At 32.0% G+C, this 23,797-nt stretch carries 20 protein-coding genes; 4 read left to right on the top strand and 16 right to left on the bottom strand.

Annotated elements, in window-relative coordinates:
• Positions 1 to 31 precede the first annotated feature (31 nt).
• A complete protein-coding gene (locus HRU50_RS02065) occupies positions 32 to 1,180 on the top strand; it encodes a hypothetical protein (RefSeq protein WP_296347630.1) in 1,149 nt (382 codons plus the stop codon).
• Complete coding sequence (locus tag HRU50_RS02060) at positions 1,170 to 1,766, top strand: SCO family protein (protein WP_296347628.1); 597 nt, start codon at positions 1,170 to 1,172, stop codon at positions 1,764 to 1,766. The genes HRU50_RS02065 and HRU50_RS02060 overlap by 11 nt, the downstream gene beginning before the upstream one ends.
• Here the strand turns inward: HRU50_RS02060 and HRU50_RS02055 are convergent.
• The 4 genes from HRU50_RS02055 to HRU50_RS02040 are packed head-to-tail and all read right to left on the bottom strand — an operon-like array spanning position 1,758 to position 6,926.
• Positions 1,758 to 2,711 carry a MoxR family ATPase gene (locus HRU50_RS02055; RefSeq protein ID WP_296347626.1) on the bottom strand — a complete coding sequence of 318 codons (954 nt, stop codon included), beginning with the start codon at positions 2,709 to 2,711 and terminating at the stop codon, positions 1,758 to 1,760. The genes HRU50_RS02060 and HRU50_RS02055 overlap by 9 nt on opposite strands.
• A gap of 3 nt (positions 2,712 to 2,714) precedes the next feature.
• Complete coding sequence (locus tag HRU50_RS02050) at positions 2,715 to 4,157, bottom strand: peptidylprolyl isomerase (RefSeq protein ID WP_296347624.1); 1,443 nt, start codon at positions 4,155 to 4,157, stop codon at positions 2,715 to 2,717.
• On the bottom strand, positions 4,120 to 4,971 hold the full coding sequence (locus HRU50_RS02045; protein WP_296347622.1) for a peptidyl-prolyl cis-trans isomerase: 852 nt from the start codon (positions 4,969 to 4,971) through the stop codon (positions 4,120 to 4,122). The genes HRU50_RS02050 and HRU50_RS02045 overlap by 38 nt, the downstream gene beginning before the upstream one ends.
• Positions 4,972 to 4,976: 5 nt before the next feature.
• Complete coding sequence (locus HRU50_RS02040) at positions 4,977 to 6,926, bottom strand: peptidylprolyl isomerase (RefSeq protein ID WP_296347620.1); 1,950 nt, start codon at positions 6,924 to 6,926, stop codon at positions 4,977 to 4,979.
• A 288-nt stretch (positions 6,927 to 7,214) separates the two neighbouring features.
• On the opposite strand from HRU50_RS02040, the gene HRU50_RS02035 reads away from it, so the two are divergent.
• Both HRU50_RS02035 and HRU50_RS02030 read left to right on the top strand, forming a co-directional pair.
• On the top strand, positions 7,215 to 7,670 hold the full coding sequence (locus tag HRU50_RS02035) for an SRPBCC family protein (protein WP_296347619.1): 456 nt from the start codon (positions 7,215 to 7,217) through the stop codon (positions 7,668 to 7,670).
• Positions 7,663 to 7,899, top strand: coding sequence for a hypothetical protein (locus HRU50_RS02030; RefSeq protein ID WP_296347617.1), 237 nt, complete (start codon positions 7,663 to 7,665; stop codon positions 7,897 to 7,899). The genes HRU50_RS02035 and HRU50_RS02030 overlap by 8 nt, the downstream gene beginning before the upstream one ends.
• On the opposite strand, the gene HRU50_RS02025 is transcribed toward HRU50_RS02030, so the two are convergent.
• The 12 genes from HRU50_RS02025 to HRU50_RS01970 all read right to left on the bottom strand — a co-directional run bounded on the left by HRU50_RS02025 (position 7,896) and on the right by HRU50_RS01970 (position 23,796).
• Positions 7,896 to 9,035: a lycopene cyclase family protein gene (locus tag HRU50_RS02025; protein WP_296347614.1), complete on the bottom strand. Its 1,140-nt coding sequence runs from the start codon at positions 9,033 to 9,035 to the stop codon at positions 7,896 to 7,898. The two genes, HRU50_RS02030 and HRU50_RS02025, sit on opposite strands and share 4 nt — an antisense overlap.
• Complete coding sequence (locus HRU50_RS02020) at positions 9,036 to 9,665, bottom strand: carotenoid biosynthesis protein (RefSeq protein ID WP_296347612.1); 630 nt, start codon at positions 9,663 to 9,665, stop codon at positions 9,036 to 9,038.
• Between the two features lies 1 nt (position 9,666).
• Positions 9,667 to 11,142, bottom strand: coding sequence for a 1-hydroxycarotenoid 3,4-desaturase CrtD (gene crtD / locus HRU50_RS02015; RefSeq protein WP_296347610.1), 1,476 nt, complete (start codon positions 11,140 to 11,142; stop codon positions 9,667 to 9,669).
• Positions 11,143 to 11,267: 125 nt separating this feature from the next.
• On the bottom strand, positions 11,268 to 12,740 hold the full coding sequence (guaB, locus tag HRU50_RS02010) for an IMP dehydrogenase (RefSeq protein ID WP_296347608.1): 1,473 nt from the start codon (positions 12,738 to 12,740) through the stop codon (positions 11,268 to 11,270).
• Between the two features lie 65 nt (positions 12,741 to 12,805).
• Entirely contained in the window at positions 12,806 to 15,229 is a 2,424-nt protein-coding gene (locus HRU50_RS02005; RefSeq protein WP_296347714.1) for a TonB-dependent receptor, read from the bottom strand.
• Positions 15,210 to 16,574, bottom strand: coding sequence for an HTTM domain-containing protein (locus HRU50_RS02000; protein WP_296347606.1), 1,365 nt, complete (start codon positions 16,572 to 16,574; stop codon positions 15,210 to 15,212). Before HRU50_RS02000 ends, HRU50_RS02005 begins: the two co-directional genes overlap by 20 nt.
• 55 nt (positions 16,575 to 16,629) lie before the next feature.
• On the bottom strand, positions 16,630 to 17,754 hold the full coding sequence (locus HRU50_RS01995) for an imelysin family protein (protein ID WP_296347604.1): 1,125 nt from the start codon (positions 17,752 to 17,754) through the stop codon (positions 16,630 to 16,632).
• 50 nt (positions 17,755 to 17,804) lie between these two features.
• Positions 17,805 to 18,998 (bottom strand): DUF4856 domain-containing protein, encoded by a 1,194-nt coding sequence (locus HRU50_RS01990; RefSeq protein ID WP_296347602.1) that lies wholly within the window; start codon positions 18,996 to 18,998, stop codon positions 17,805 to 17,807.
• Between the two features lie 222 nt (positions 18,999 to 19,220).
• A complete protein-coding gene (locus HRU50_RS01985) occupies positions 19,221 to 19,583 on the bottom strand; it encodes a DUF6686 family protein (RefSeq protein ID WP_296347600.1) in 363 nt (120 codons plus the stop codon).
• Between the two features lie 14 nt (positions 19,584 to 19,597).
• The gene (locus HRU50_RS01980) at positions 19,598 to 21,787 is read right to left on the bottom strand and encodes a PepSY domain-containing protein (protein ID WP_296347598.1); all 2,190 of its coding nucleotides are present in this window, start codon (positions 21,785 to 21,787) and stop codon (positions 19,598 to 19,600) included.
• A 13-nt stretch (positions 21,788 to 21,800) separates the two neighbouring features.
• A complete protein-coding gene (locus tag HRU50_RS01975; protein ID WP_296347596.1) occupies positions 21,801 to 22,289 on the bottom strand; it encodes a DUF2271 domain-containing protein in 489 nt (162 codons plus the stop codon).
• 7 nt (positions 22,290 to 22,296) lie between these two features.
• Complete coding sequence (locus HRU50_RS01970; protein ID WP_296347594.1) at positions 22,297 to 23,796, bottom strand: ankyrin repeat domain-containing protein; 1,500 nt, start codon at positions 23,794 to 23,796, stop codon at positions 22,297 to 22,299.
• Position 23,797 lies beyond the last annotated feature (1 nt).

Genomic DNA, 23,797 nt, shown 5'->3' with positions numbered 1-23,797 from the left:
ATTACCTTTAAACTTATAAATTCAATATGAAATGTCTCTAAAAAAGGGCCTTAAAGTTTTTAGTATTTTATGTTTTGTTGGACTTGTGATTGGTGTAATTTACTATTTTAATTTATCTAATAGACATAAAGCCATTGTTAAAACAAGAATACTCCATGCTTTAAATCTCATAGACTCTGAATGGGAAAAGAATTCAAGCGTAAATTCTTTTACATTTCAATCACCATCATTATTAATTGACAATATTTATAAATCTATGGAAGGTCCTAAAGCTTATAAATATTTCACATTAGATGATACCAAAAGTGAACTTCTATGGATAACTGGTCTGGACGTATCTGCTATACATAACAAAACCAACACATCCATTTCTAATGATTTTATTTGTCACATGAATATTGATATTGTTGAACAAGAACATTTTGGACGTTGGAATTTACTAAACAGAATTGGTAGTCAATTTCCAAGATTAATTTCGCTTTCACACGGCATAGAAAGTTCTCAATTTCCTGAAGGCTATGGATATCCCATATTTAGTGATGAATCTTTTTTTCTAACAACACAAGCACTCAATCATAATATTACAGACTCAACAATTCAAATAAAACATAATGTTTCAATAGACATCTCTAAAAGCAAAACAATTAAACCACTGAAGCCTAAAACTGTTTTTATGATGCTACCTTTTGACATTAATAATCCTTATGAAATACCTGATGATGATATGCAAAATGCGTGTATTCCAATGGAAACTAAAAATCATACGTACTACAATGCTAACGGACAAGCTTTATCTGGACATTGGAAAATTTTCACTGGTAAACAAACCTTTAAAACTAACATTACAAATCAACTCGCCTTGAAAGATACGATGAGCTTGCATAAAGCCATACCTCATTTACATCCATTTGCTAGTCAATTTACACTTGTAGATAAAACATCGGATAGTATTATTTATAATTGCTTCCCAAAAAATCATAAAGACAAAATTGGTTTAGGTGCTACACCAGATTTTACCAGTAAAACCGGGGTGCTACTCTATCCTGAGCACGAATATGAATTAATATTAAAAACAAATAACACCTCAGACATAGATCAAGACATGATGGCGAGTATGTTTTTGTTTTTTTATGATGAAGAAATGGACATTAAAGTTAAAGCTTATAATAATGGGAATTAAGGCTAGTATCATTCTACTTCTTCTGCTCTTCTCATCTTGTAACAATCAGCAAGAATTACCAGTCCTTAGTTACTATATTAATGAACAAGGTAAAAGGACTGAATACGATATTCGTGAATTTAATTTTACCAATCATTATGGCAATAAATTCAATGACCAAAGCATTAAAGATAAGGTTGTATTAATGAATTTCTTTTTCACAAGATGCCCTACCATTTGTCCTAAGATGATAGTGCCACTCAAAGACATTGCTCAAGATTTTAGAAATAATGATGAATTCTTAATTAATTCAATCAGTATAGATTATGTAAACGATACAACGTCAGTACTTCATTCCTACGCCGAGAATCATGACGCTTTAATGAGTAGTAATTGGTACTTTCTGCACAGTACAGAAAAGGAATTACGACATATTTCAGAATTACTAAGGACGAGTTTCAAAATTGAAAACAATACTGAAGACTTTTATCATTCTACTTATGCCGCATTAATTGATAAAAAGCAACGTATACGAGGATTCTATAATTTATTAGATGATGAATCTATAATAACACTTAAGTCAGATATAGATTTACTATTAGAATAAACTTTCTATGATTTTTTCGTCTGTAATACCTTCTGCTTCTGCTTTGTAGTTTTTGATAATTCTATGTCTTAAAATTCCAATGGCTACGGCTTGAATATCTTCTATGTCTGGAGAAAATTTACCTTTTGTTGCAGCATGTGTTTTTGCGGCTAAAATTAAATTTTGTGAAGCTCTTGGACCTGCTCCCCAATCTACAAATTCTTTTACAACATCGGCTGCAGTATTTGCTTTTGGTCTTGTTTTACCTACTAATGAAACAGCGTACTCAACGACGTTATCCGCCACAGGAATACGACGAATTACATTCTGAAAATCAATAATTTCTTGTGCTGTGAATAACGAATTCACCTCAGGTTTAATATCTGAAGTTGTGGATTTTACAACCTCAACTTCTTCTTGAAATGAAGGATACTCAAGTCTTATAGCAAACATAAAGCGGTCTAATTGCGCCTCAGGTAAAGGATAGGTTCCTTCTTGCTCAATTGGGTTTTGTGTCGCTAAAACAAAAAATGGTAAACTAAGTTTATATTGATGACCCGCAACAGTAACCGCCCGCTCTTGCATGGCCTCTAGTAAAGCTGCTTGAGTTTTTGGTGGAGTTCTATTTATCTCATCTGCAAGGATAATATTGGCGAAAATTGGTCCTTTTATAAATTTAAATCTTCTGTCTTCGTCTAATATTTCACTTCCAAGAATGTCGCTTGGCATTAAATCTGGCGTAAACTGAATACGTTTAAAATCTAAACCAAGTGCTTGAGCAATAGTATTCACCATTAAGGTTTTTGCCAAACCTGGCACACCAATAAGTAGTGAATGCCCACCAGAGAAAATAGAAATCAAAATCTGATCTACAACCTCTTCTTGACCAATAATTACTTTAGAAATTTCTTGTTTTAGACTTTGATACTTTTTTACAAAGTTTTCAATAACAGTTACGTCAGACATATATTATTCTGTTTTTAGCCAATCACTTTGATACTCGCAATCTCTATACTCACCATTAATTTTAATATAGGTATTTCTAATGGTTTCTTCTTGCCATTTCTCTACTGCTTTTACCTGCTTATCTTGAAGTGCTAAATTTTTAATTTTTAGGTAATCCTTTGCGAAATCCGCTTCATGGTCATTAATTCTATCAGTCACCATCATCAATTTAAATTTGATGCTATTTATTCTATCTTCATCCTGTATAACTTCACTTACTTCTCCATCTTTCAAACCCTGAATTTGAGTATACATTTCTGTATCCATTTTGGCTAATTCAAAATTAAAATCCTGTGTCACTGGATTCATAAGTCGACCACCTTCGTACTTCGTTTCTTCTTCATCACTAAACTCTCTTGCTGCTTCTGCGAAAGTTACAGAACCATCAACAATTTTTTCTCTTATCTCATCTATTTTATCCTTAGCCTCTTGTATAGCCTCTTGCGATAACTCTGGTCTTAATAAAATATGTCTCACTTCATAGTCTTGCCCTCTAATCTTTTCGAGATAAATGATATGATAACCAAAATCTGTTTCAAATGGTTCAGAGACTTCACCTTCTTGCAGATTAAACGCCACATCTCTAAATTCCTTAACCATTTGAGGATTCTTTCTATTCATAGTCGGTAATAAACCTCCATTATTCTTAGAACCACCATCTTCAGAATAGAAGAGTGCTTTTGTTATAAAACTTGAGCCATTTTCTACCTCTTTCTTAAAACCATTCAGTCTATCAATAACTTTTTGTTTAGCTTCTTCTGTAACTTTTGGAATTACCACAATTTGAGCAACTTTTAATTCGGTACCAAATGTTGGTCTTTGATCTTTCGGGATATCATTAAAGAACGTTCTTATTTCTTCTGGTGTTACATCTATACCTTCGAAAATTTTCTTACGCATTTCTTGAGCCAAATAACCATTCTTATTAATTTCAAACATTTCATCTCTCAATTGCTGCTCGGATTCCTTCTTATAATATTTTACTAACCAGTTGATGTCTTGTTGTGCTTGTGCTAAAATTCCTTGAATTTGTTGTTCAACCATAGATTGAATATACAACTCATTAACGATAACACTGTCTTGTATCGCTTGATGTGCATATAACTTGTCTTCTAACAAACTACCAAAAAGTTCACAACGTGTAATACCTGAAAGATCTGCACCCTGAGCCTCTAGTTGTGCAATCTCTCTATTTAAATCTGATTCTAACACTATAAAATCACCAACTACTGCCGCCACTCCATCTGCTTTTAACCTTGTAGCATTTATTACAGTATCTTTTGGCTTCTCCGGTGTCACTTCGTCGGGAATAATTTCTTGTGCTTGCACTTGTATTCCGACAAAAGCAAAACAGTAGATACATACTGCTTTAATTATAAATTTTAAATTGATTGTTCTTAATTGCATCCTTTGTAATATCATTTTCGAGTTGCTTTATCAGCTCTAACTTCCTCTTGTTAATCACTATTTTTTTTATTGATCCGTACACATAACTTAATGGTGCATAATCATTAGATGTTTTGATGTCATTAACGTGCATCAAATATAGGTTTATTGAATCTTTGAGTTGTAAGAAATTAGTTTTTTTTAACAGTTGATTTTTATTTTCTAAATTCAATACAGGTACCTTCTCTATTAGCTTACTATACTTGACCCATAATGAATCATTTAAGTTGTATGATTTAAACTGCAAAGAAATAGAATCTAAGTACCGTTTATCTTTAAATTCAAACCTTTTAAATCTATTTTCAATTGTATCTAGATTTATTGAGTTAGCAGGTAGACTTATATATCTAAATTGTAATAAATCATCATTAAGTTTGTACGACTCTTTATTTAATTCATAAAACAATTTCGCTTCATCTAGTTTAACAATTGTATCAATATTCTTTTTAACCAAAGCTTCCATATATGCTCTGGTATATAAATCACTTTTATATTGCTCAACTAACTTAGAAAAATCATCCTGTTTTTCTTCTGACAGATTTAATAAAGCCTTATCCATCAAAATTAATTGTGAAGCCCATCTATTGATGTATGCATTCACTAATAAGGTGCTATCCTCTTTGCTAGTACCATCAGGTACGATACCTTCAATATCTTCTTCGTAAAGAAAGGATTCATCAACACTTGCAATTGGTTTGCGGTCGTCTGCAGATTTAAAGAACTTACAACTAACTGCGCACAAACACACCAATACTATGTATCCAATTTTTTTCAAAAAAACTACGACTTATTAATAATCTTCTTAACTGCCTTGAGCGCTTTTTTATCTACTTTAATTTCAAACCTGTTGTACAATGACTCAATCCAATTTTTTTCAATATCTTCTTGATAATCACTAATTACTGAACCTTTTGCCTCTTCAAGTGTTTTAGACCCAGCAGGCAAAACAGATTTAATATCAATAATATGAAACGCACCATTATGTGCATATATTTTAGAAGACAATCCTTCTTTTACTTCTAAATCTGAAGGCAGTTTAGCATCACCAATATCAAAGGTTTTGTTTGTAAATAATACTGTCTGAATCTTATTGCCATTAATCAACTCTGTAATCTCAACATTTGTTTTGCCTTCCTTCATTAACTCTAAGACTTTGGCTGCCACAGATTTTTCAGCCACTGAAGCCATCGAAACTTCGACTCTATCTTTCCATTGGTAATTTGCAGTATTTGCATTATAGTACCTCTCTAAGCCCAGAGAATCCTTAGATGCCTTATTCCAGATCTCCTTTTCCATGAGATCAAACAGTAATAATCCATCTCTATACTCTTTAATAATGTTTGCAAATTCCTCGTTTTCTAACTCTAAATTTTCTTCTCTATACTTTAAAATTGTTTTTTCAAAAAACTTATCGAATTCTTTTTCAATGATTGTAGTAAATGGAATGGATTGATTGGTATATATACGTTGCGCAAAATTTAAATGTCTACCAAAATCATCATAAGTATATACCGAACCATTTATTGTAAACACTTTTTCTTCCTTTTTAAAATCTTCTGGCAACTCCCATTTTCGTGTGTAGAAATCTTGTGACAAAATAGACTCAAAATAAGATTTTGCCTTGGTATTATACACAATATTATATCTTTCTTTTAATTCCTTAACCATTGCCGTATTTATGAGCTTAGATCTTGTATCTCTCTTCACACTTGCTTCTAAAGATGGTTTTAATTCTTCAAACGATTGAATACTCTGAAGTTTTAAACGCTTTACTATATGCCATCCATACGCAGACTTAAATGGTTTACTCACATCACCATCGTTTTCTAACGAAAAGGCCATATCTTCAAATACTGTAGAACTCAGTTGCCCACTCTTAAATTCTGACAATCTACCTCCATTTTTAGCCGAACTTTTATCATCTGAAAACTGCTTTGCTAATGATTCAAAGTTCTCACCTTGAAGAAACTTTTGATAAATGGTGTTAATTCTCTTTTCCGGATCTATTAGCGTATCTTTTTGATTCGTACTAATCATGATATGAGCAGCAGTGATTGTTCCTCTTGATGGTCTTCTATCATTTACCTGAACTACATGATATCCAAATTGGGTTCTAAAAGGTTCTGAAATTTCACCTACAGGGGTATTATAAGCTGCTGTCTCAAAATCATATACCATTTTAAAAACAGAAAAATACCCTAAGTCTTCTAAAAATATCTTTTTACCGTCGTGAACGTCCTTTTTTACATTATTAAATCCTTCTTTTAATACTCTTTCTTTTAATTCTAGTACTTTATTGTAAGCTTCTAAAGTATCCTTTGCTCCGGCATCTAATCTTACTAGAACATGTGAAGCATTTATATCTAAAGCATTTCTGTCATAAGCTTCTTCAACTAAATCGTCAGTTACCTTATTTTCAGATAAATAATTTTTTGTTAGTTGCTTCTTATATCTGTTAAACTCACGCTTATACTTTTCATCTTCGTGTAACTTTAAGCGTCTCGCTTCTTTTAGTTTTAATTGATATTCTGTAAACAGTTTTAAATAACCATCAACATCCTTCTGGCTTTCGTCTTTTACTAAATCTAAATTTTTATTATAAACTCTTAAAAATTCAGAAGTCATTATAGGGTCACCATCTACTGTTAAAAGCGGTCTATCATCTTTTTGTCCATATGACAAACCAGACACCAAAAACGTAAGGATTAACCAACCAAATTTTATTTTCATAGTCTATTAATATTTTATTGAAATTGTTATAACACGATTCGTATTAAGTTCAGCAAAAATAACATAAATAGCCTATTCTACAAGAAGAATGAAGCTCACGAAAACTAGTTAAACAAATTTCATTCCATAAGAACTAAACTAGACTTATTTTATTATATCATTGATTGAATTTTTATCATCCTAAGCTGTATCAATCTATAAAAAATGAAACTTAATCGAATATTTAAGATTATGTTCTTAAATAATCCGAAATTTGCAAAACAAACTATAGACCTGTTTATTTAAAGCATGAAATTTTCTACTGAGATTTTAATTCGCAAACCATTGCAAGATGTTATTCATAAAATGAATAATATTGAAAATAAAAAGCATTGGCAAGATGGTCTATATAAGATTGAACATCTTTCTGGAAATCCAGGTGAATTTGGGGCTAAAATTAGACTTACATATAGGTTTAGTGGACAACAAATGGAAGTCATTGAAACTATTACTAAACAAAACTTTCCTGATGAATTTTATGCCGATTACGCATCAAAAGGTATTAGAAACATTCAAGAGAATTATTTCAAAAGCACCAAAGAAGGTGATACACTTTGGACTTGTGTCAATGAATACATACCTACTAATTTTTTAATGCATGCCATGATTGTTTTTATGCCTAGAACCTACAAAAAACAAGCGCGAAAATATATGGCCAATTTTAAGAACTTCATTGAAAACGGAACTTCTGTAACTCATGCGTAAACTTAAATTAATTTGGGACTTCAGAGGTCCTGCTAGTCAACGAACAGCTGAGCATCATTTGATTCACTTAAAAGAGTATATACTTGCTGAGTCATTAAATATAGATATAACAGGTGTTGAAACACTAACTGATATGCACAGTCTGGCCTACTTAGTTGTTGATGAAAGTGACATGAAACCCATTAGAGATGCTCTAAAGCCTCATAGAGGTCAAGTTTACCAAAATTAAAACGTACGCTTTAGTAAGCTTTGCATAAATCTTCTAGGTGGAACAGATAATATAATTTTAAGATCTTCAGGGATTGAAGTTTCTTCATCTAAAAACTTCAGAATGGTTTTAACGTTTACCTTCTTAAACATTGAAGAAAAAATAGCTGAACCTTTTTCATTATAATTAGCCAAAACATCTAAGAAAATTAAATCGTAGAGCTCAAATTTTGAGGCTTTATAAAACTTAGATAAGTCTCTCTCAGACTTCAAAAATCTTATAAGAGACTTGGTCTTTTTTGTGGTATTATTAAAGGAATAACCGGTACTTGCTTTTGTCCAACCACCAGCGGTACCAATATTCAAAATATTTTTAGAGTTTAATTTGGCAAACTTAAAAGACGTCATTGGTATTGCACCTTTTTCTTTTTCTACTATTTCATAGTCTTCAATACCTTTATCTTTAAGATAGGTTTTTATAGCTTCTTCGTATTCTGAGATTTCTAAAAAGTCTTTTGAAAATAACGTATATTCAATCAGTGCTGTCTTCTTATCTAAAGGTAACACATACATAAATCTGGTATTCCCTTTTTGCGGAATTGTAAAATCCATAAAAGTGGCTGTATTATCATCAAAAATGTCAGTTTTTGTTTTCACAAACCACCCAACAAAATGCTGCTGTATGACTGGATATTTGTTTTGAGAATAATAAATATCTGGATCTGGAATACTATTAAACAACTTTTTACCAACGTAATCAGCATGTTCCGTTTTTACTAATACGTTATCATCTTCATCTTTAAAACTCTTTACATCATCTTCAACAAACGTAAAGTTGGGTTTTTCATTAATTGTTTTCCAAAGCGAATTATAAAAGTTCTCACTTCGTATCATTTTGTATTGATAAGGCGTAATATCAAATGTCTTTAAATGGGTATTACTTCCAAAAATAATATTCGGCCAGACTTTGGTTAAAATATTATCCCATTCACCTTTGCCATTTTCCCAATAACACCATGTTCTATCATTGCCTTTATCTTTTACTTTATCAATAATAAGCACAGTCTTATCATCAAAATATGGGTCTAATGCTAAACGATACGCCAGCATTAAACCTGAAGCGCCTGCGCCTAAAATGATGTAATCGTAACTCCTCATTTAATAGATTAGAAAAACAGTAAAGAATACAATAATTGAAATAAACACTTGTATTGAAATTGTTTTATCGGTTTTTATTTTAAAAGACTGATAACCTAAATGCGCTACAAAGGCTGTAATTAGCCAACCAATATAGTTTTGCAAAGGCACTACGCCATTCTCAAATTCCCAGAAATCAAATCTTGGTGCGGATACTTCAATAATAAAATCTAATCCCGTCATTAGGGCGCCACCAATGAAAGCACTCAACAATACATTCTTTGTAATTGTTTTAGCAACATCTGCTGTTATTATGGTTAACAAGGCCCAATTGACACATATCATGATAGGTACCCCAAAAACTTTATAGCCCAAATTTTCACCATAAGCATAACTTCCAAAAATTAGCCCATAATTAACACCTAATGCTTCAGTTATAAATCCCAAGAAAAAAGGAATACTAAGTGCATATAACAGTTTTCTACTAACATCTTCAATTAGCCAATATACCGCTAAAAAACTCACCAATAAATTCAATGGTGTTAATGATAAAAACCACTCTTGATAATCAGAAAGGATACCAAAAATGCCAGATATTGTGAATAACCAAACAACAAAAACAGATATTTTTAGCTTTAAAGTTTTATCCATCTTAGCTATTATTTTCGATAAGTTCAGCTACTATTTTTCCTGATAGTAAACATAAAGGTATGCCGCCACCTGGATGCACACTTCCACCGCAAAAAAACAAATTCTTAATAGAACTCTTAAAATTTGGGTGCCTTAAAAATGCTGCATACTTATTATTACTAGAGGCACCATATAAGGCACCTTGATAACTTTGCGTTTTAGACTCTATTAATCTTGGATCTAACACACTTTCATACTCTATTAAGTCATCAAGATTAACATTTAACAATCGGTTGACTTTGTGCTTTATATTTTCTCTAGATTTTTCAATAATACTATCCCAATCTTGTCCTGTATTACTTGGCACATTAATCATTACGAACCAATTTTCACAACCTTTTGGAGCATCGTCATGCTCATCTTTTGAAGTTATATTTATATACACTGTCGGGTCGTGATGTACATTTTTTCTATTAAAAATATAATCAAACTCGGTCGGATAGTCTTTTGAGAAGAAAATATTATGTAAATCTAATTCTGGAAATTCTTTTTTAACTCCCCAATAGAAAATTAATGCAGAACTACTTCTCGGTTGCTGAAGTATTTTTTCAGGTGCCTTTTCCTTTGGTAAAAGGTTCCTATATGTGGGAACTACATCAGCATTTGACACTACGATGTCAGCTTTAATGATATCTCCTCCTACCAAAACACCACATGCCCTGTTATTCTCAACCAAAATTTCATTAACCTTAGTGTTAAAATGATACGTCACACCAATATCTTTCGATAGCTGAAACATGCTTTGTGTAATTTGATGCATTCCGCCTTTAGGTATAAAGGTACCATAGTACTGCTCTAAGTGAGGTATCATAGACATTATTCCTGGAGTCTTGTATGGTGAAGACCCATTATATGTCGCAAAACGATTATATAATTGCACTAGGCGATTATCTTTAAACACTTTTGCATTAAGTCCATCTAAAGTGGTATAAATATCTAAAGCATTTACATTAAATATAGCCTTCAGTGTATCTTTTGAAAGGTAAGTTGATCCCTTATGCAATGATTTTTCTAAAAATAATGAAGCCGTTAAATCGTACTTCCTCTTGCTTTTATTTAAATACTCTAATAAAGCAGATTTATCTACATTAAAAACTTGTGAAGCCTCTTCTGCGAAATCATCAACGTTAGCCAAAGCACTAAATGTTGTGCCATCTTCATAAAAATAGTTACAAATAATATCTTTCTTTTTGTAAGAGAAATATTTAGAAATATCTTTCCCTGCAACCTTAAACAAATCTTCTACGTACTGAGGCATAGTAAATAAAGATGGCCCCATATCAAAACGATAGCCTTGCTCTGAAAATGCCGTAAGTTTACCACCTGGATAAGAATTCGCTTCAAATACTGTGACGTTGTGCCCTTGCGACCTTAGTCTAATTGCACTAGAAAGACCAGCAATTCCTGCACCAATTATTATTATAGATTTTTTGTTCATGTATCACAAAGATACATTGAAATAGAGCCTATATGTTCTCTATTAACATTTTATAAAGAATATAAAATTGACATAAAAAAAACAGCATCGTAAAGATGCTGTCTCATTTATTGTAGAAGTTGTAATTATCTTGAATAATTAGGTGCTTCTTTAGTAATTGTTACGTCATGTGGATGACTTTCATTAATACCTGAACTTGTAATTTTCACAAAACGCCCAGTCTCCTTTAAGGTTTCTATATCTTTTGCACCACAATAACCCATTCCTGCTCTTAGTCCACCAACAAATTGATGAATACTCTCGTTAAGTTCTCCTTTATATGGTACGCGTCCAACAATACCTTCAGGAACTAGTTTTTTAATATCGTCTTCAACATCTTGGAAATAACGGTCTTTACTTCCGTGTTTCATAGCTTCAACAGAACCCATTCCACGGTAAGATTTAAACTTACGTCCTTCGTAAATAATAGTTTCTCCAGGACTTTCTTTTGTTCCTGCTAAAAGTGAACCTAGCATTACACTATCTGCACCAGCAGCAATTGCCTTTGGGATATCACCTGTATAACGAATTCCACCATCAGCAATTACTGGTACACCAGAACCTTTTATAGCAGCTGCCACTTCTAGTACTGCTGAAAACTGAGGAAAACCAACACCAGCAACAACACGTGTTGTACAAATTGAACCTGGACCAATTCCTACTTTTACTGCATCAGCTCCTGCCTCTACCAAATATTTAGCCGCTTCACCTGTAGCTATGTTACCAACGATTACCTCTAATTGTGGAAATTGATTTTTAATTTCTTTTAATACGGAAACAACACCTTTTGTATGCCCGTGCGCTGTATCAATAACAATAGCATCAACACCAGCATTAACTAATGCTGAAGCTCTTTCCACAGCATCACCAGTTACACCAATTGCTGCAGCTACACGTAGTCTTCCGTATTGGTCTTTATTTGCATTAGGTTTTTGAGTCACCTTAGTAATATCTCTAAACGTAATTAAGCCTGATAGCTTATAATTGTCATCAACAATCAATAATTTTTCAATTTTATTTTGTTGCAAGATTTTTTCAGCATCTTTTAATGACGTTCCTACTGAAGATGTTACTAAGTTTTCACTTGTCATTACCTCAACTATAGGTCTTTCATTTTTATGCTCAAAACGTAGATCTCTATTCGTTACAATTCCTTTTAATTTACCATCTTCATCAACAATAGGAATACCCCCAATACTGTGTTCGCGCATTGCATTTTTAGCATCTGCCACAATTGCAGTCATCGGTAAAGTCACAGGATCTATTATCATGCCACTTTCAGCACGTTTTACGCGTCTTACTTTTTGAGCTTGCTGCTCAATAGTCATGTTTTTATGAAGTACACCAATACCACCTTCTTGAGCCATGGCAATGGCCATTTTACTCTCTGTAACAGTATCCATAGCTGCAGAAACTACAGGTATATTGATAGTAATATTACGTGTGAATTTGGTTTTTATACTAACCTCTCGTGGTAAGACTTCTGAAAATGCAGGAACTAGAAGTACGTCGTCATAAGTAAGACCTTCTCCAACTAGTTTATTATCGTGTGCTGTCATGATGCAATTACGTTATAATTGCGTGCAAATATACAACTATTATACCTAATACGAATAGGCTTATCTCAAATTTTAATTTCCAAAGTTACAAACCAATTTCTTGGTGCAGAAGGAATAATTCCTGGACCTGGATAGGCAGTAGCCCTTCTTGTAAAATAGTTATTATCTAAAACATTATTTACACCAGTTTCAATTTTAAAATTCTTATATGAATAAGCTAATGAAAAATCCAAAATGTCATATTCTGGTATTTCGCCAATTATTCCACTTAAATCTGACTCAGTAGAATTAGTAGCGTCAGTAAACTGACTTCCTAAATAAGAATATTGAAAACTAGCCTGAAAATCTTTATATCCAAATCGTAATCCTGTTTTAAAATTTAAATTCGGCACAAATTCAACGGCGTTTCCTACTCTAACACCTGGTTTTAATGACCTTGTATATTCCGATTTAATAAAAGATGTATTTACAAAGTAGTTTAGACTGTAATTTGAATTCATTTTTATAAGCTTCTTCAAATTAAAATCAATTAGAGTTTCGACACCCAGCATTCTACCATCGCCAATATTTGTTCTTAATTTCTTGAAATTACCTGATTCTGTGAAATCAACTAAACCTAATCTGTTATTATAGAATAATCCAAAAAAACCAACATCATAAGACACCAGTTGATTTACATTGCCCCTAAAACCTAAGTCTATGGTGTAACCGTCTTCGTCTGTAATATCTCTATCTATTACAATTGAAGGATTAACCACATTAATATCTGAAAACGTCACTGAACGATAGTTCTGAGAAACATTACCATAAATTTCTATACTTGAGGTTGGTTTATAACTCAAACCTAAACCAAACAAGAAAAAGTGTCTTTCAAAAGTCCTATCATCTTGCACAATGTCTTGAAAAATAACGTTACCTGCTGCATCTGTATTGGTGCGTTGATAAAAACCAACACTTTCGGTTTTTATGTATTCAAATCGAAACCCTGGTGTAATAGAAAGCTTATCATTAAGGTAAAAGATATTCTCGCCGAAAACTGCTACATTTAGGTTAGGAAAATCAAAATTAGATTGGTCAGGATAGTTAGGAAATTCATCTGTTCTTATATCAAAATCAGGACCACTACCAGTAGATCCTGGACCTTGCTGCTGACTATTATTTGCATTATAATACTTAGAACCTATTAAAAACGTGGCATCTTTATTAAAGATTTTATATTTACTTAAAAGTCGAGCTTCAAAACCAAAGTTATTAAAGTCACCAGCAATGATATCTCGTTCTGAGCCGTCATCTATTTGGTCTACTCTATTTTTCCTAAAACCTAGAGCATTTCTGGTGGCGTTGAGACCAAAAAAATTGAATGTAAAATTGGTTTGTTCTGAAAACTTATGAGAAAGCTTAAAATTGTATAATAACCAATCTATTTCAAACCAATTTCTAGCTCTATTGCTTTGATATGGGTTTTCTTCAAACATATCGTCTGATAATCCACCTGCTTGCTGTGCTAGATAATTAAGATACGTCAACTCACCTGTTAAAGACGTGTTATCATTAAACTGATAACCAATATGTGTGTATATGTTTTTTGATTCAAACTCAGAATTTGGTCTAAATCCATCACCTTTTTTGTAATTGAAAAAGGTATAATAGCTCCATTTGTCTTTAGTTCCGCTTAAGCTTGTAAAATTGGTGTACAAACCGAAGCTTCCAAGTGTATTTCTTGTAATAAGCTCTAGTGGCTTATTAGGATTTGGCTTATTCATTATAAAATTAATAAGTCCGCCAAACTGCGTTCCGTATTGTAGTGATGCTGCGCCTCTTATAATTTGAATTTCTTCTAGTCCTTCCGCCGCAGGCGAATAATAGGTTTCCGGATATCCTAAAACATCTGCACTAATGTCGTATCCGTTTTGTCTTGTATTAAAATTTGCCGTTCTATTTGGATCTAATCCTCTACCACCAATATTAAGCTGTAAACCTGCATCATCATTTTGATAAATATTTAAACCTGCTACTTGACTATAGATTTGACGCGCATTATTGGTTGCCAAATTAGCCATAGATTGGTCTAGCAATACAACTTCTGTCTTTTTACCTGCATATATAGCAGTTTCTTCAACATCTTTTAATCGACTTAATTGAAATACTTGTTTCTTTCTAGCAGTTATTTCTACTAAAGACAGCTCTTCACCTAATGGTTCTAACGTTTGGTTTAAAATTACATCTTCAGTTAATGATAGTTGTACTTCTTTTATTTTATAATCATAAGAAAAAAAGACTATCGTTAGTGCGTTCTTGTTTGTATAAAACTCGTAATAACCTTCTGAATTTGTCTCAGCTAATTTCCCTGAAACCTTATCAAAAACTTCAACATTATTAAGTGGTTGGTTTGAGGCATCAGTAATAATCCCAGAAACTTTTTGCTGAGCAATAGCAAAACAGCAAAAAATTGTAAATACGAATAATAGACTATAATCCTTTAATTTCATCATTAAATGGTAAAATCCAATCTTTAGGTTTGAATGATTCTTTTTGTTGTAATAAATCAGTTTTTGAGTCTATAAAACGTTGACTTCGCCGTCCGTTTAAAGACACAAAATTATCAACATATATTTCTAGATTTTGATGACCTTGTGATTCAAAATGTTTGCCAAGAAAGTGAGCATACTCTAATATAAAATCTGGTTGTGTGCTCATCTCCTTTTCTTGAAAAGATGTCAAAAAATCTGAATTATTAACTATAAATGCTTCTTTAGTTTTTCCATTAACTATTTTAAATTCTGCGAATCCTGTTTTCTCTATTAGCATAACTCTCCACGAAAAACGAAATCCTTCTTCTGTCCAGAATAATTCACCCGGATATAATAAATAACGAAACGGCAAAAGTAATTGAATAGCAAAGAATATTGCAATAACAGGTAGTACTATATTTTGATGCTTGTAGTTGTAAATCGATGAAGCTATAGATTCGTTTCGTGGCTTTATACTTTTGAATAAACTTCTAAAAAAATTAAGTATTCGATGGTGAATTGTCGAATCAAAAAAGATTAATGATGAGACTATCATTATAAATGGAAACATCCCAATAGGAAACAATACTCCGGTAAACACATGAAAAATCACTACTAACCCAAACGCAAACCATCTGGCTTTTCTGTAAAGTAGTAAAAAAGGAATGCATAAATCATACAACATACCAGACCAGCTCATAGCAATATGAAACCAGTGTTGTTGCATTATTGTCTCACCAATTAATGGCAAATCGTATTTTGAAGGCAACCATATCTTTAAGGGTTGCGCTTTAAACAACCAATCGCTATTAATCTTAGCTAAGCCAGCATATACATATACGATTCCAAGCGAAAGTTTTACACTATCTATCGTCCATTTCGGTATTTCTTTATACTGCTTTTTTTGTATGAAGTTATCAACCGAGAAATAAGCGTTTGCAGGTAAAAAACACATTACAAAACTAAGTAGGCTTATAAAGTAATAATGATTTAGATAAGTGGTTTTATCCATTAACTCTATATAGGTAAAGGTTATAAAGAACGTAATAATAGCAATGCGATACTTAAACCCTAATGCCACTAAGAGTGAAGCGATTCCACATACTAAAAATAGAAGGTACGTGTAATCACCTAATGGTTTTACCCATTGAAAACCGAAATACGAAAAGTGAAACTTCGGATTAATATAAAGTGTTTCAATCCATCCATTATACCAAAACCTAATAACGCTCAGAAGCATCATAACACCAAAACCTATTCTAAACACTGCTAAAGGTGCTGAACTTGTGCTGGTTTTGATGTATTTTCTAATTTGGTTTCTCATAAAACAAAAAAAGGATTCTCATTAATGAGAACCCTTCATTTACTTTCTAAATAGATTAGTCACCATCATTATCGACAAAATCTATTTGTATATCTAAGGCAGAAGCCATGTCAACTTTTAGTAAGATAACTGCAGCTTGTAAAGCATCATAAGCTAATGTCATTTGAGTGTTATCATCAATAACTTGCTGACTGAAGCTATTATTTAATGTCTGAATCTGTTGTCTTGCGGCATTAAATTTTGTATTAATATCGTCCTTTAATGTTGAATTATCAAGGTAAACTAAATAATCTGCTAAACTTTCACTACTCGATGAACCATCGATGGCCTGACCGTTAAAAAATTTCTGAACCGCATCTAAACTCAATAATGCTAACTCTTTTGAAACATCATTTTTATAATATGCCTCAACTTTATCTGGAAAAGTTTGACCAGCAGAGAAATTTCCAGCAGGCGTTCCAATCTTATTCGCTCTTAATGCACGTTCGTAGTAATTAATATAATCATTTACAATCTTACTAATTGATCCTGTAGCACTTGAAGATGTATTTGACACAAATTCATCTCTAAATGTATCTTGCCAATTATTTAAAATAGTAGATGTTCTCGCGTTAATTTGAGATTGCACATCTGTCATATACTGAATGTAGCCTGTGGCATTAGCATTAGTAGTAAACTTATCTAAAGGACTTGCATCTGTATCTGCTATACCATTCAACAGAAAATCTAAAGCCGGAAATCCTTGTGCACTAAAATATGCATCGGCATTAAGGTTATAATTACTATTTGCAGCACCACTTTCAATAAGAGCAGTTGAAACCGGATAGATATTAAAATATGTTCTAAATCCGTTTTCATTTGAAGTAAATGATTCAGCAGCACCAATATTGTATATTCCTACGTATTGCCATGCCTTATACGCTTCTAACCAAGCATTACTTAATACATCTAAATTGTTTTGGTTAATGTTATTTATAAAGTTACCTCTAGCAACATCTAATGCTGAAACTTTAGCCTGAAAATCTGCAATAGAAGGTAAAATGATGTTATCAGCATAATTACTTAATAATGCGCTTCTATCAAAATTATCATTATTATCTGCATTACCACCATTATCTGATGATGTACAACCATACATTAATACAACAGAAAACAGCAGTGTTATTAAATTCTTCTTCATTATTAGTCTTTTTCTTTTTTTGGCAAATTTAATACTTCTAATTAAACATTTTAACTGTTTGGTGCAGCTTCCATAACTGTAAAATTAAACCTCATAGCGATATCATCTGACATATCATCTAAAGTCGAAGACGCTAAATCCCAAAATCCGTTGCCAATTGTTAATTGTGTTAAGAAAGCATCTACTTCACTCTTAGTAAAATATGGCTCATCCGTTCCAGGTTTTCTAGTAAATTGTAAACTGTAAATAAAACCATAACCTTCTGATAAATCATGGAAAGCAGAAGCATTATCTGTACCTAGAGTAAGTTTTGCAGCTTGTAAATAATATACAGCTCTTATTCCTATAACTTCTGAAATCTGTTCTCTAATAATTTGTGCCTGTTGGTCTCTTACAGCATAATTTTTAGCAACAATCGCAGCTCTACCTAATTTGAAAGCATTGTAGATAACTTCTGCAATACCAGCAAAATCATCGTCATTTTCAACTCTTGACAAATATTTATTTAAAAAACTATCTTGATTTAATTGAGGCGCTAAAGCATCATCTGTACCGTATAGGTAACCAAATGCTTCATCCCACTTATGCTCCATGGTTGTATAGTTTTTGCCCTCAGCTAAGATATCGCCATCATTATCTGCTCTGTTACTACCAGCATCTAATACTGCTGGACTTAAGTAGTTATTAAGCATTTGATCAGCAGTTAAAGCTCCAATAAGACCTTTGATAACTGCTTGGTCGTATTCTAAACCTTTAGCATTAACGTATCTATATGTACCACCAGATTCTTGTAATCTTCCAGCATTACCAGGTGTTGCTGTATTTTCCCAATTTGGAAAAACTTCTAAAACATGATTAGCTATCCAACCATCAAAATCAGATTTAATTTCATTCGCTACAGTAGTGTTTGCCGAAAAATAATCTGCTGAAGCTGCTGTTTTACTTCTGATGTTTTTACCAGAATTATTCAAATCACTTGTTGAAAAATAATCACCTGTATTTGTAAACATTCCATCTAATTCCATCTCCGTATTAGAAGTGTTTTTTAAAGCACTACTTAATTCTCCACCCATTAATAAACGCGAAGTTTGACCAGAATAACTTACTGTTGTTGAACCATTTCTTTCAAATTGATAAGTAGCTGGTGCTTCAACTTGAGGTACATCATTATTATTATCATCATCACTACTACATGAGGTAAGTAAAACCACTAAAGTCATCACACTTAATACAATTTTTTTCATTTTTATTTAGATTGTTTTAAAATTACGAAGCAAAATTAGTAATAATTTCATCTTACACAAATTTTATTTAGACTTATTTTAAATAATTTTGCAGCATAAAAAAATCTTTAATAAGCTTATCATGATTTAAAAGAAATTTAGACTCATTAATGGTAGAACATTTCAATAAAATGAGGTTAAAACAGTGTCACTGTAAATTAAATCTATGTCATCCATATTAATTCAATTGAATACATAATCATAATCAATATCATCTACATTGAGATAAGCGTCTTTTTTCCTATAATCTTTATCTCTAAAAGACAGAAGAGTTCTCAATTCAACAACTTCTTGTCTGCTAAACATTACAACTAAATTATTTTGTGTTGTTGGCAGTGGTATTGTTCGTTTTAGAATAGAACAATTAAATCTTTCTTCCCAATATTCTATTTCAATATCTTGCACGTAAGATCTGAGTCTCTCAAATTCTTCATTATCTAATTCAAAAAACAAGTTGTTAAAGACTAAATGAAATAATTTACAATTGCAAAAGTAATACAACTCACCGCATTTGGTTTTTGATAGAATTTTAATTTTTTGACTCATAATAGTGTGATATTTTAATAACAATCCACTTTTATTTGTTCGTTATTTTCCAATACACTTAATGGTGCCTTAAGTTCTTTAATTGTGAATTCACCTAAAATCTCTAGAACACGATTTTGCATGGCAATAGCTCCACAAATCATGATAACACCTTCATTTTTTAAGGCATTGACAAATATTGATTTGTTTTTAAGTATTAGGTCTTGCACATAAACTTTATGTTTCTCTTCTTGAGAATACGCGGCATGAAAGCTTGTTAAATGGTCTTCAGCCAATGCTTTCTTAATATATTCTGAATATAACTCTGATGATGCCTTAGTGCGTCCTCCCCAAAATAAGTGTTTCTTAATACCAATATTTCCAGAGATCATGCCTAAAAATGGTGCTATACCAGTTCCGTTTGCTATCATAATAACCTCCTTGGCGTAGGTAGGAAAATGAAAATCGAGATTTCGTTTCAACTTAGCTTTAATCGTATGATTCTTTTGAAGTTTGCTAAGTTGCGTAGAACAAAGCCCAAACTCGTGTTTTTTAATACTGAGAACAATCCTTTCTCCTATCTTTCCAATTGAATATAAGCGCTCTACATGGTCTTCCTCTGGATATAAAGCGAGTAAATCCCCTGACTGAAACTTCTGTTTTTTATAAGGTTTTAATTGCAATAAAAAAGTATCATCCACATTTAGCGTTGTATTATTTATAACTTCAAAATCTTTAAGTTTTTGTGTATTAACAACAGGCTTTGTGCTTTTTATTTTGATCTGTTGTTGTGATGCACGATTCCAATTTGAAATCCATGTTTTAAAAGCTTCGGTAGATTGGTTATTAATTTTAAATAGCTCTAAATGTTGTTCGAAGTTTGGTGACATATGTAAATGTTCATTCACTTCAATCGCATATTTACAGAAGTCCGGATACATTAATGACCCAAAACCAACTACAGAATACTTAAGCTTTTGAGATTGCTTTACATTACCTAACAACTTTATAAATTGTGTTGCATTACTAGGTGCATCACCTTCACCATAAGTCGATGTAAAGACAATGAGTTGCTGTGCATTTTTGTAAGACGTATAATTATTCAATTGGTCTACAAAAACCGAGTTTCCAACTTCAGATAAAGCCTCAGAAAATTGTTTTACAAAGCGCTTGGTATTTCCTGTTTCTGATCCTAAAAGAATAATATATTCTGCTTCATCTATACCTGTTCTATTCTTAATTTTGGTTTTATCCTTACGTCGTTTTAAAGTCATTGCAAACCCAGAATACATAAAAAATAAAATCGACAAACAGGTTAATAACAAAATAATTGCCCAAAATATTGATCCTTGTCCTGTATGTAGTTTGAGACTTAGCGCTGAAAGTAGTACTACCAATGGTTTTTGTCCTTGACTAATTATTTTTCCTGTGTATTGATTAACAAATAACTCCTTATCATTAAGCTCTATAATAAAATAGTCTTCTTCATCTTCTGAGAATGGAAACTCAACAGATTTTAGCTGTGACAAATCTATATCTTGAAATATTTCAAAATCCTGAATGTTCTTCTTTTCTAAAACGGTATCATCTTCATTTGCAATTTGAATTATTCTATCTGAAGGTAACGCATCAAACTTTTCTAAAGACAAGTACACTCCTGAAAGTGTTACAATAAGTATGGGAATAAGTGCATATCGGCCAAAAACAACATGATAATACTGTTCAAAATTTTCTTTCACAACCTTTGAAAAGAAACGTTTAATTCCACCTTGACGCTTTAGAACTAGTTTTACTCCAGTAATGGCTATTAAAAGAAGAAAAAATGAAAACAATCCCACTAAAAATCGTCCTGTAGATTTCAAGAATAATGAACGATGTAGATTGGTTGCAAATTCAAATATTGGTGCCTTCTTAATAAGCTGACCAATATTTTCACCCGTTTTGGGATCTATATAAAACGTTTCGCTCTTGCCTTCTTTTGTAATTACAGAAGCACTGATAAACTTATTTTCGTCGACTGTGAGCGTAATGACCTCATCATATTCAGTCTCTAATACATGTAGCGTTTCAGCTAACGAAATGTTTCTATCTACAGCAAACGGTTGAAGCTGGCTTGAGATTGGCTCAAAGGTTAGTATTATACCTGTAATTGTAGCTATGAAAATAAAAACAGCTGAAGATATAGCCAATAATAAATGACTATATCTCCATATCGAAATCGTCATATAAATCTTTCTATTATTGTGGCATCATGCGGATATATCGTATAAATCCTTTTCCTTCAACTTTGCTTTTTACAGATTCTGAAGTCAATTCAAATTCTACGTCATCTGCATAGTATTCTTGGTCTTCTACAGCTGTTTCAAATCGGATTTTATAACCCTTATCCAGTTTGTCGTTAGGTATTTTTATAATACTTACGGCTCTTTCACCACCGCTTATAGTCGCTCCAGTAATAGCGTCAATATTCGGACGTCTTTTGCCGTAAAAATTCCACCATTCTGTAATATCAAAATACCATTCATCATCATCACCTTGCACATATAATGTTTCTTCGTATTCACCATCTGGATTCAGTAATGAAATAACAATATATGCACCTTCACCTGTGTAATTTGTCATTTGAATCATGCATTTATATTTAGAAACATCATCACTTTTAAAAGAGGTAAAACTTAAAAAAGTTAGTAAGGTTATTGGTAATAGTATTAATAATGATTTCTTCATTTAATATTTATTTTAAAAATGTAATATCTATGGCATTGATTTTAAGTAACTCGTTTTCGCTAGCCAAATCAAATACGGTTTCTTCAAAATCAGTTTTTATTGATTTATCTGCACCAATTGATAACAAATAATTCAGGATTATTTCATTCTTAGCTTTCATTGATGCAATATGAAGTGCTGTTAAACCATCACTGTTTTTCGCATTGATTTCTATTTCAAAATCCTTTAAACGCTTTATCAATTCTAAATCATTTTTTTCAACAGCTAAATGGTATAATGTATTCTCTTTAGATTGATTTTTGGTCATGTTCAGTCCTGCTCTTAAAAGCAGTTCTAATTTATCTTCGAAGATTTTTGAATTTTTATTATTGAAGGCATTTAGAAGATAATATGCAAGTGAATTACCCTTAGAATCAATTATTGAAAGATCTGAACCATTTTCTAACAAATAGGCAACAACATCGTTAAGATTTCTTTGCACTGCCAACATTAGGGCAGATTGACCTTTTTTATTGAGGTGATTTAGATCTGTATTTGAATTTGCTAACAGTTTAATAATGTCTAAATCGTTTCTAGAGGCTGCATTCATAAATGGTGTATTACCATCTGTATTTTCTTGATTTGGATTTACTCCTTTATCAAGAAAATAATTGATGACATCTATATCTTTACAATTGTATGCCAATGCATGTAAAGGAGTTTCTCCCTCTTTAGTCTTCACATTTGGTTCTATACCTAAAGATTCTAAATATTCGTAAACCTCTAATGTGTTAGTATGGCGTCTTGCACCTTTTGCAGCAAAGATCATAGCATTACCACCTTGATCATTAAAGGTTTGATATGGAATACCTAATTCTACCAATTTTTTTAACAACGAAATATTTCCTCGTTTGGCAGTATAGTTAAACAACCCATTACCATGTTTATCCGTGTCCTGAATAGAAATTCCTTTAACCTTAAAATAATCTATGAGCTTCGTATCTTTTAAATAAGGAGCTACCAATAATAATACATTGGCTTCATTATGATTTTTTTCTACTAATACATCTGCACCATGGGTAATCAACCAATCATAAAGCTTTGTATCTGTTTGACCTGTTGAAGCTGCAAAATTCATCACAGTATAACCATGGTCATCTATGATATCTGTCTTAGCACCTTTATCTAAAAGGTATTGCATCATTTCAATGTTATTCTTGTAAGCTGCCCAGAAAATATAAGTTCTTCCATCGTGAGTAATCTTATTGACCCCATTACCTTTCTGACTTAAAAGATACTCTATGGTTTTGTTATCAACCTTTTCAATTAAGGCGTAAGTTACAGCATCAAAAGCGTTGCTATTTAGTGCAGAAACGTCATGCCCTTCTTTTATATGCTTTTCTATATTGCCAATTGTTGGATTAGATTTCCAATAAGCTCTATCTAAAAATATATTAGAATCTTGAGCAAAAAGCGGAATACTAACTAATATTGTTAGACTGAAAAAGTATTGCTGAAATTTATTCATA

This window comes from Winogradskyella sp., from assembly GCF_013213835.1.
Lineage (GTDB): Bacteria > Bacteroidota > Bacteroidia > Flavobacteriales > Flavobacteriaceae > Winogradskyella.
This window is presented reverse-complemented; position numbering and strand designations above follow the sequence as displayed.

What these genes read in the sequence shown, in the direction of transcription:
- HRU50_RS02025 (WP_296347614.1), bottom strand. Translation starts at nt 9,035, where the DNA reads ATGAGGAGTTACGATTACATCATTTTAGGCGCAGGCGCTTCAGGTTTA.
- HRU50_RS02020 (WP_296347612.1), bottom strand. Translation starts at nt 9,665, where the DNA reads ATGGATAAAACTTTAAAGCTAAAAATATCTGTTTTTGTTGTTTGGTTA.
- HRU50_RS02060 (WP_296347628.1), top strand. Translation starts at nt 1,170, where the DNA reads ATGGGAATTAAGGCTAGTATCATTCTACTTCTTCTGCTCTTCTCATCT.
- HRU50_RS01995 (WP_296347604.1), bottom strand. Translation starts at nt 17,754, where the DNA reads ATGAAGAAGAATTTAATAACACTGCTGTTTTCTGTTGTATTAATGTAT.
- HRU50_RS02035 (WP_296347619.1), top strand. Translation starts at nt 7,215, where the DNA reads ATGAAATTTTCTACTGAGATTTTAATTCGCAAACCATTGCAAGATGTT.
- guaB (WP_296347608.1), bottom strand. Translation starts at nt 12,740, where the DNA reads ATGACAGCACACGATAATAAACTAGTTGGAGAAGGTCTTACTTATGAC.
- HRU50_RS01975 (WP_296347596.1), bottom strand. Translation starts at nt 22,289, where the DNA reads ATGAAGAAATCATTATTAATACTATTACCAATAACCTTACTAACTTTT.
- HRU50_RS02065 (WP_296347630.1), top strand. Translation starts at nt 32, where the DNA reads ATGTCTCTAAAAAAGGGCCTTAAAGTTTTTAGTATTTTATGTTTTGTT.
- HRU50_RS02000 (WP_296347606.1), bottom strand. Translation starts at nt 16,574, where the DNA reads ATGAGAAACCAAATTAGAAAATACATCAAAACCAGCACAAGTTCAGCA.
- HRU50_RS02005 (WP_296347714.1), bottom strand. Translation starts at nt 15,229, where the DNA reads ATGAAATTAAAGGATTATAGTCTATTATTCGTATTTACAATTTTTTGC.
- HRU50_RS01970 (WP_296347594.1), bottom strand. Translation starts at nt 23,796, where the DNA reads ATGAATAAATTTCAGCAATACTTTTTCAGTCTAACAATATTAGTTAGT.
- HRU50_RS02030 (WP_296347617.1), top strand. Translation starts at nt 7,663, where the DNA reads ATGCGTAAACTTAAATTAATTTGGGACTTCAGAGGTCCTGCTAGTCAA.
- HRU50_RS01990 (WP_296347602.1), bottom strand. Translation starts at nt 18,998, where the DNA reads ATGAAAAAAATTGTATTAAGTGTGATGACTTTAGTGGTTTTACTTACC.
- crtD (WP_296347610.1), bottom strand. Translation starts at nt 11,142, where the DNA reads ATGAACAAAAAATCTATAATAATAATTGGTGCAGGAATTGCTGGTCTT.
- HRU50_RS01980 (WP_296347598.1), bottom strand. Translation starts at nt 21,787, where the DNA reads ATGACGATTTCGATATGGAGATATAGTCATTTATTATTGGCTATATCT.
- HRU50_RS02055 (WP_296347626.1), bottom strand. Translation starts at nt 2,711, where the DNA reads ATGTCTGACGTAACTGTTATTGAAAACTTTGTAAAAAAGTATCAAAGT.
- HRU50_RS01985 (WP_296347600.1), bottom strand. Translation starts at nt 19,583, where the DNA reads ATGAGTCAAAAAATTAAAATTCTATCAAAAACCAAATGCGGTGAGTTG.
- HRU50_RS02050 (WP_296347624.1), bottom strand. Translation starts at nt 4,157, where the DNA reads ATGCAATTAAGAACAATCAATTTAAAATTTATAATTAAAGCAGTATGT.
- HRU50_RS02040 (WP_296347620.1), bottom strand. Translation starts at nt 6,926, where the DNA reads ATGAAAATAAAATTTGGTTGGTTAATCCTTACGTTTTTGGTGTCTGGT.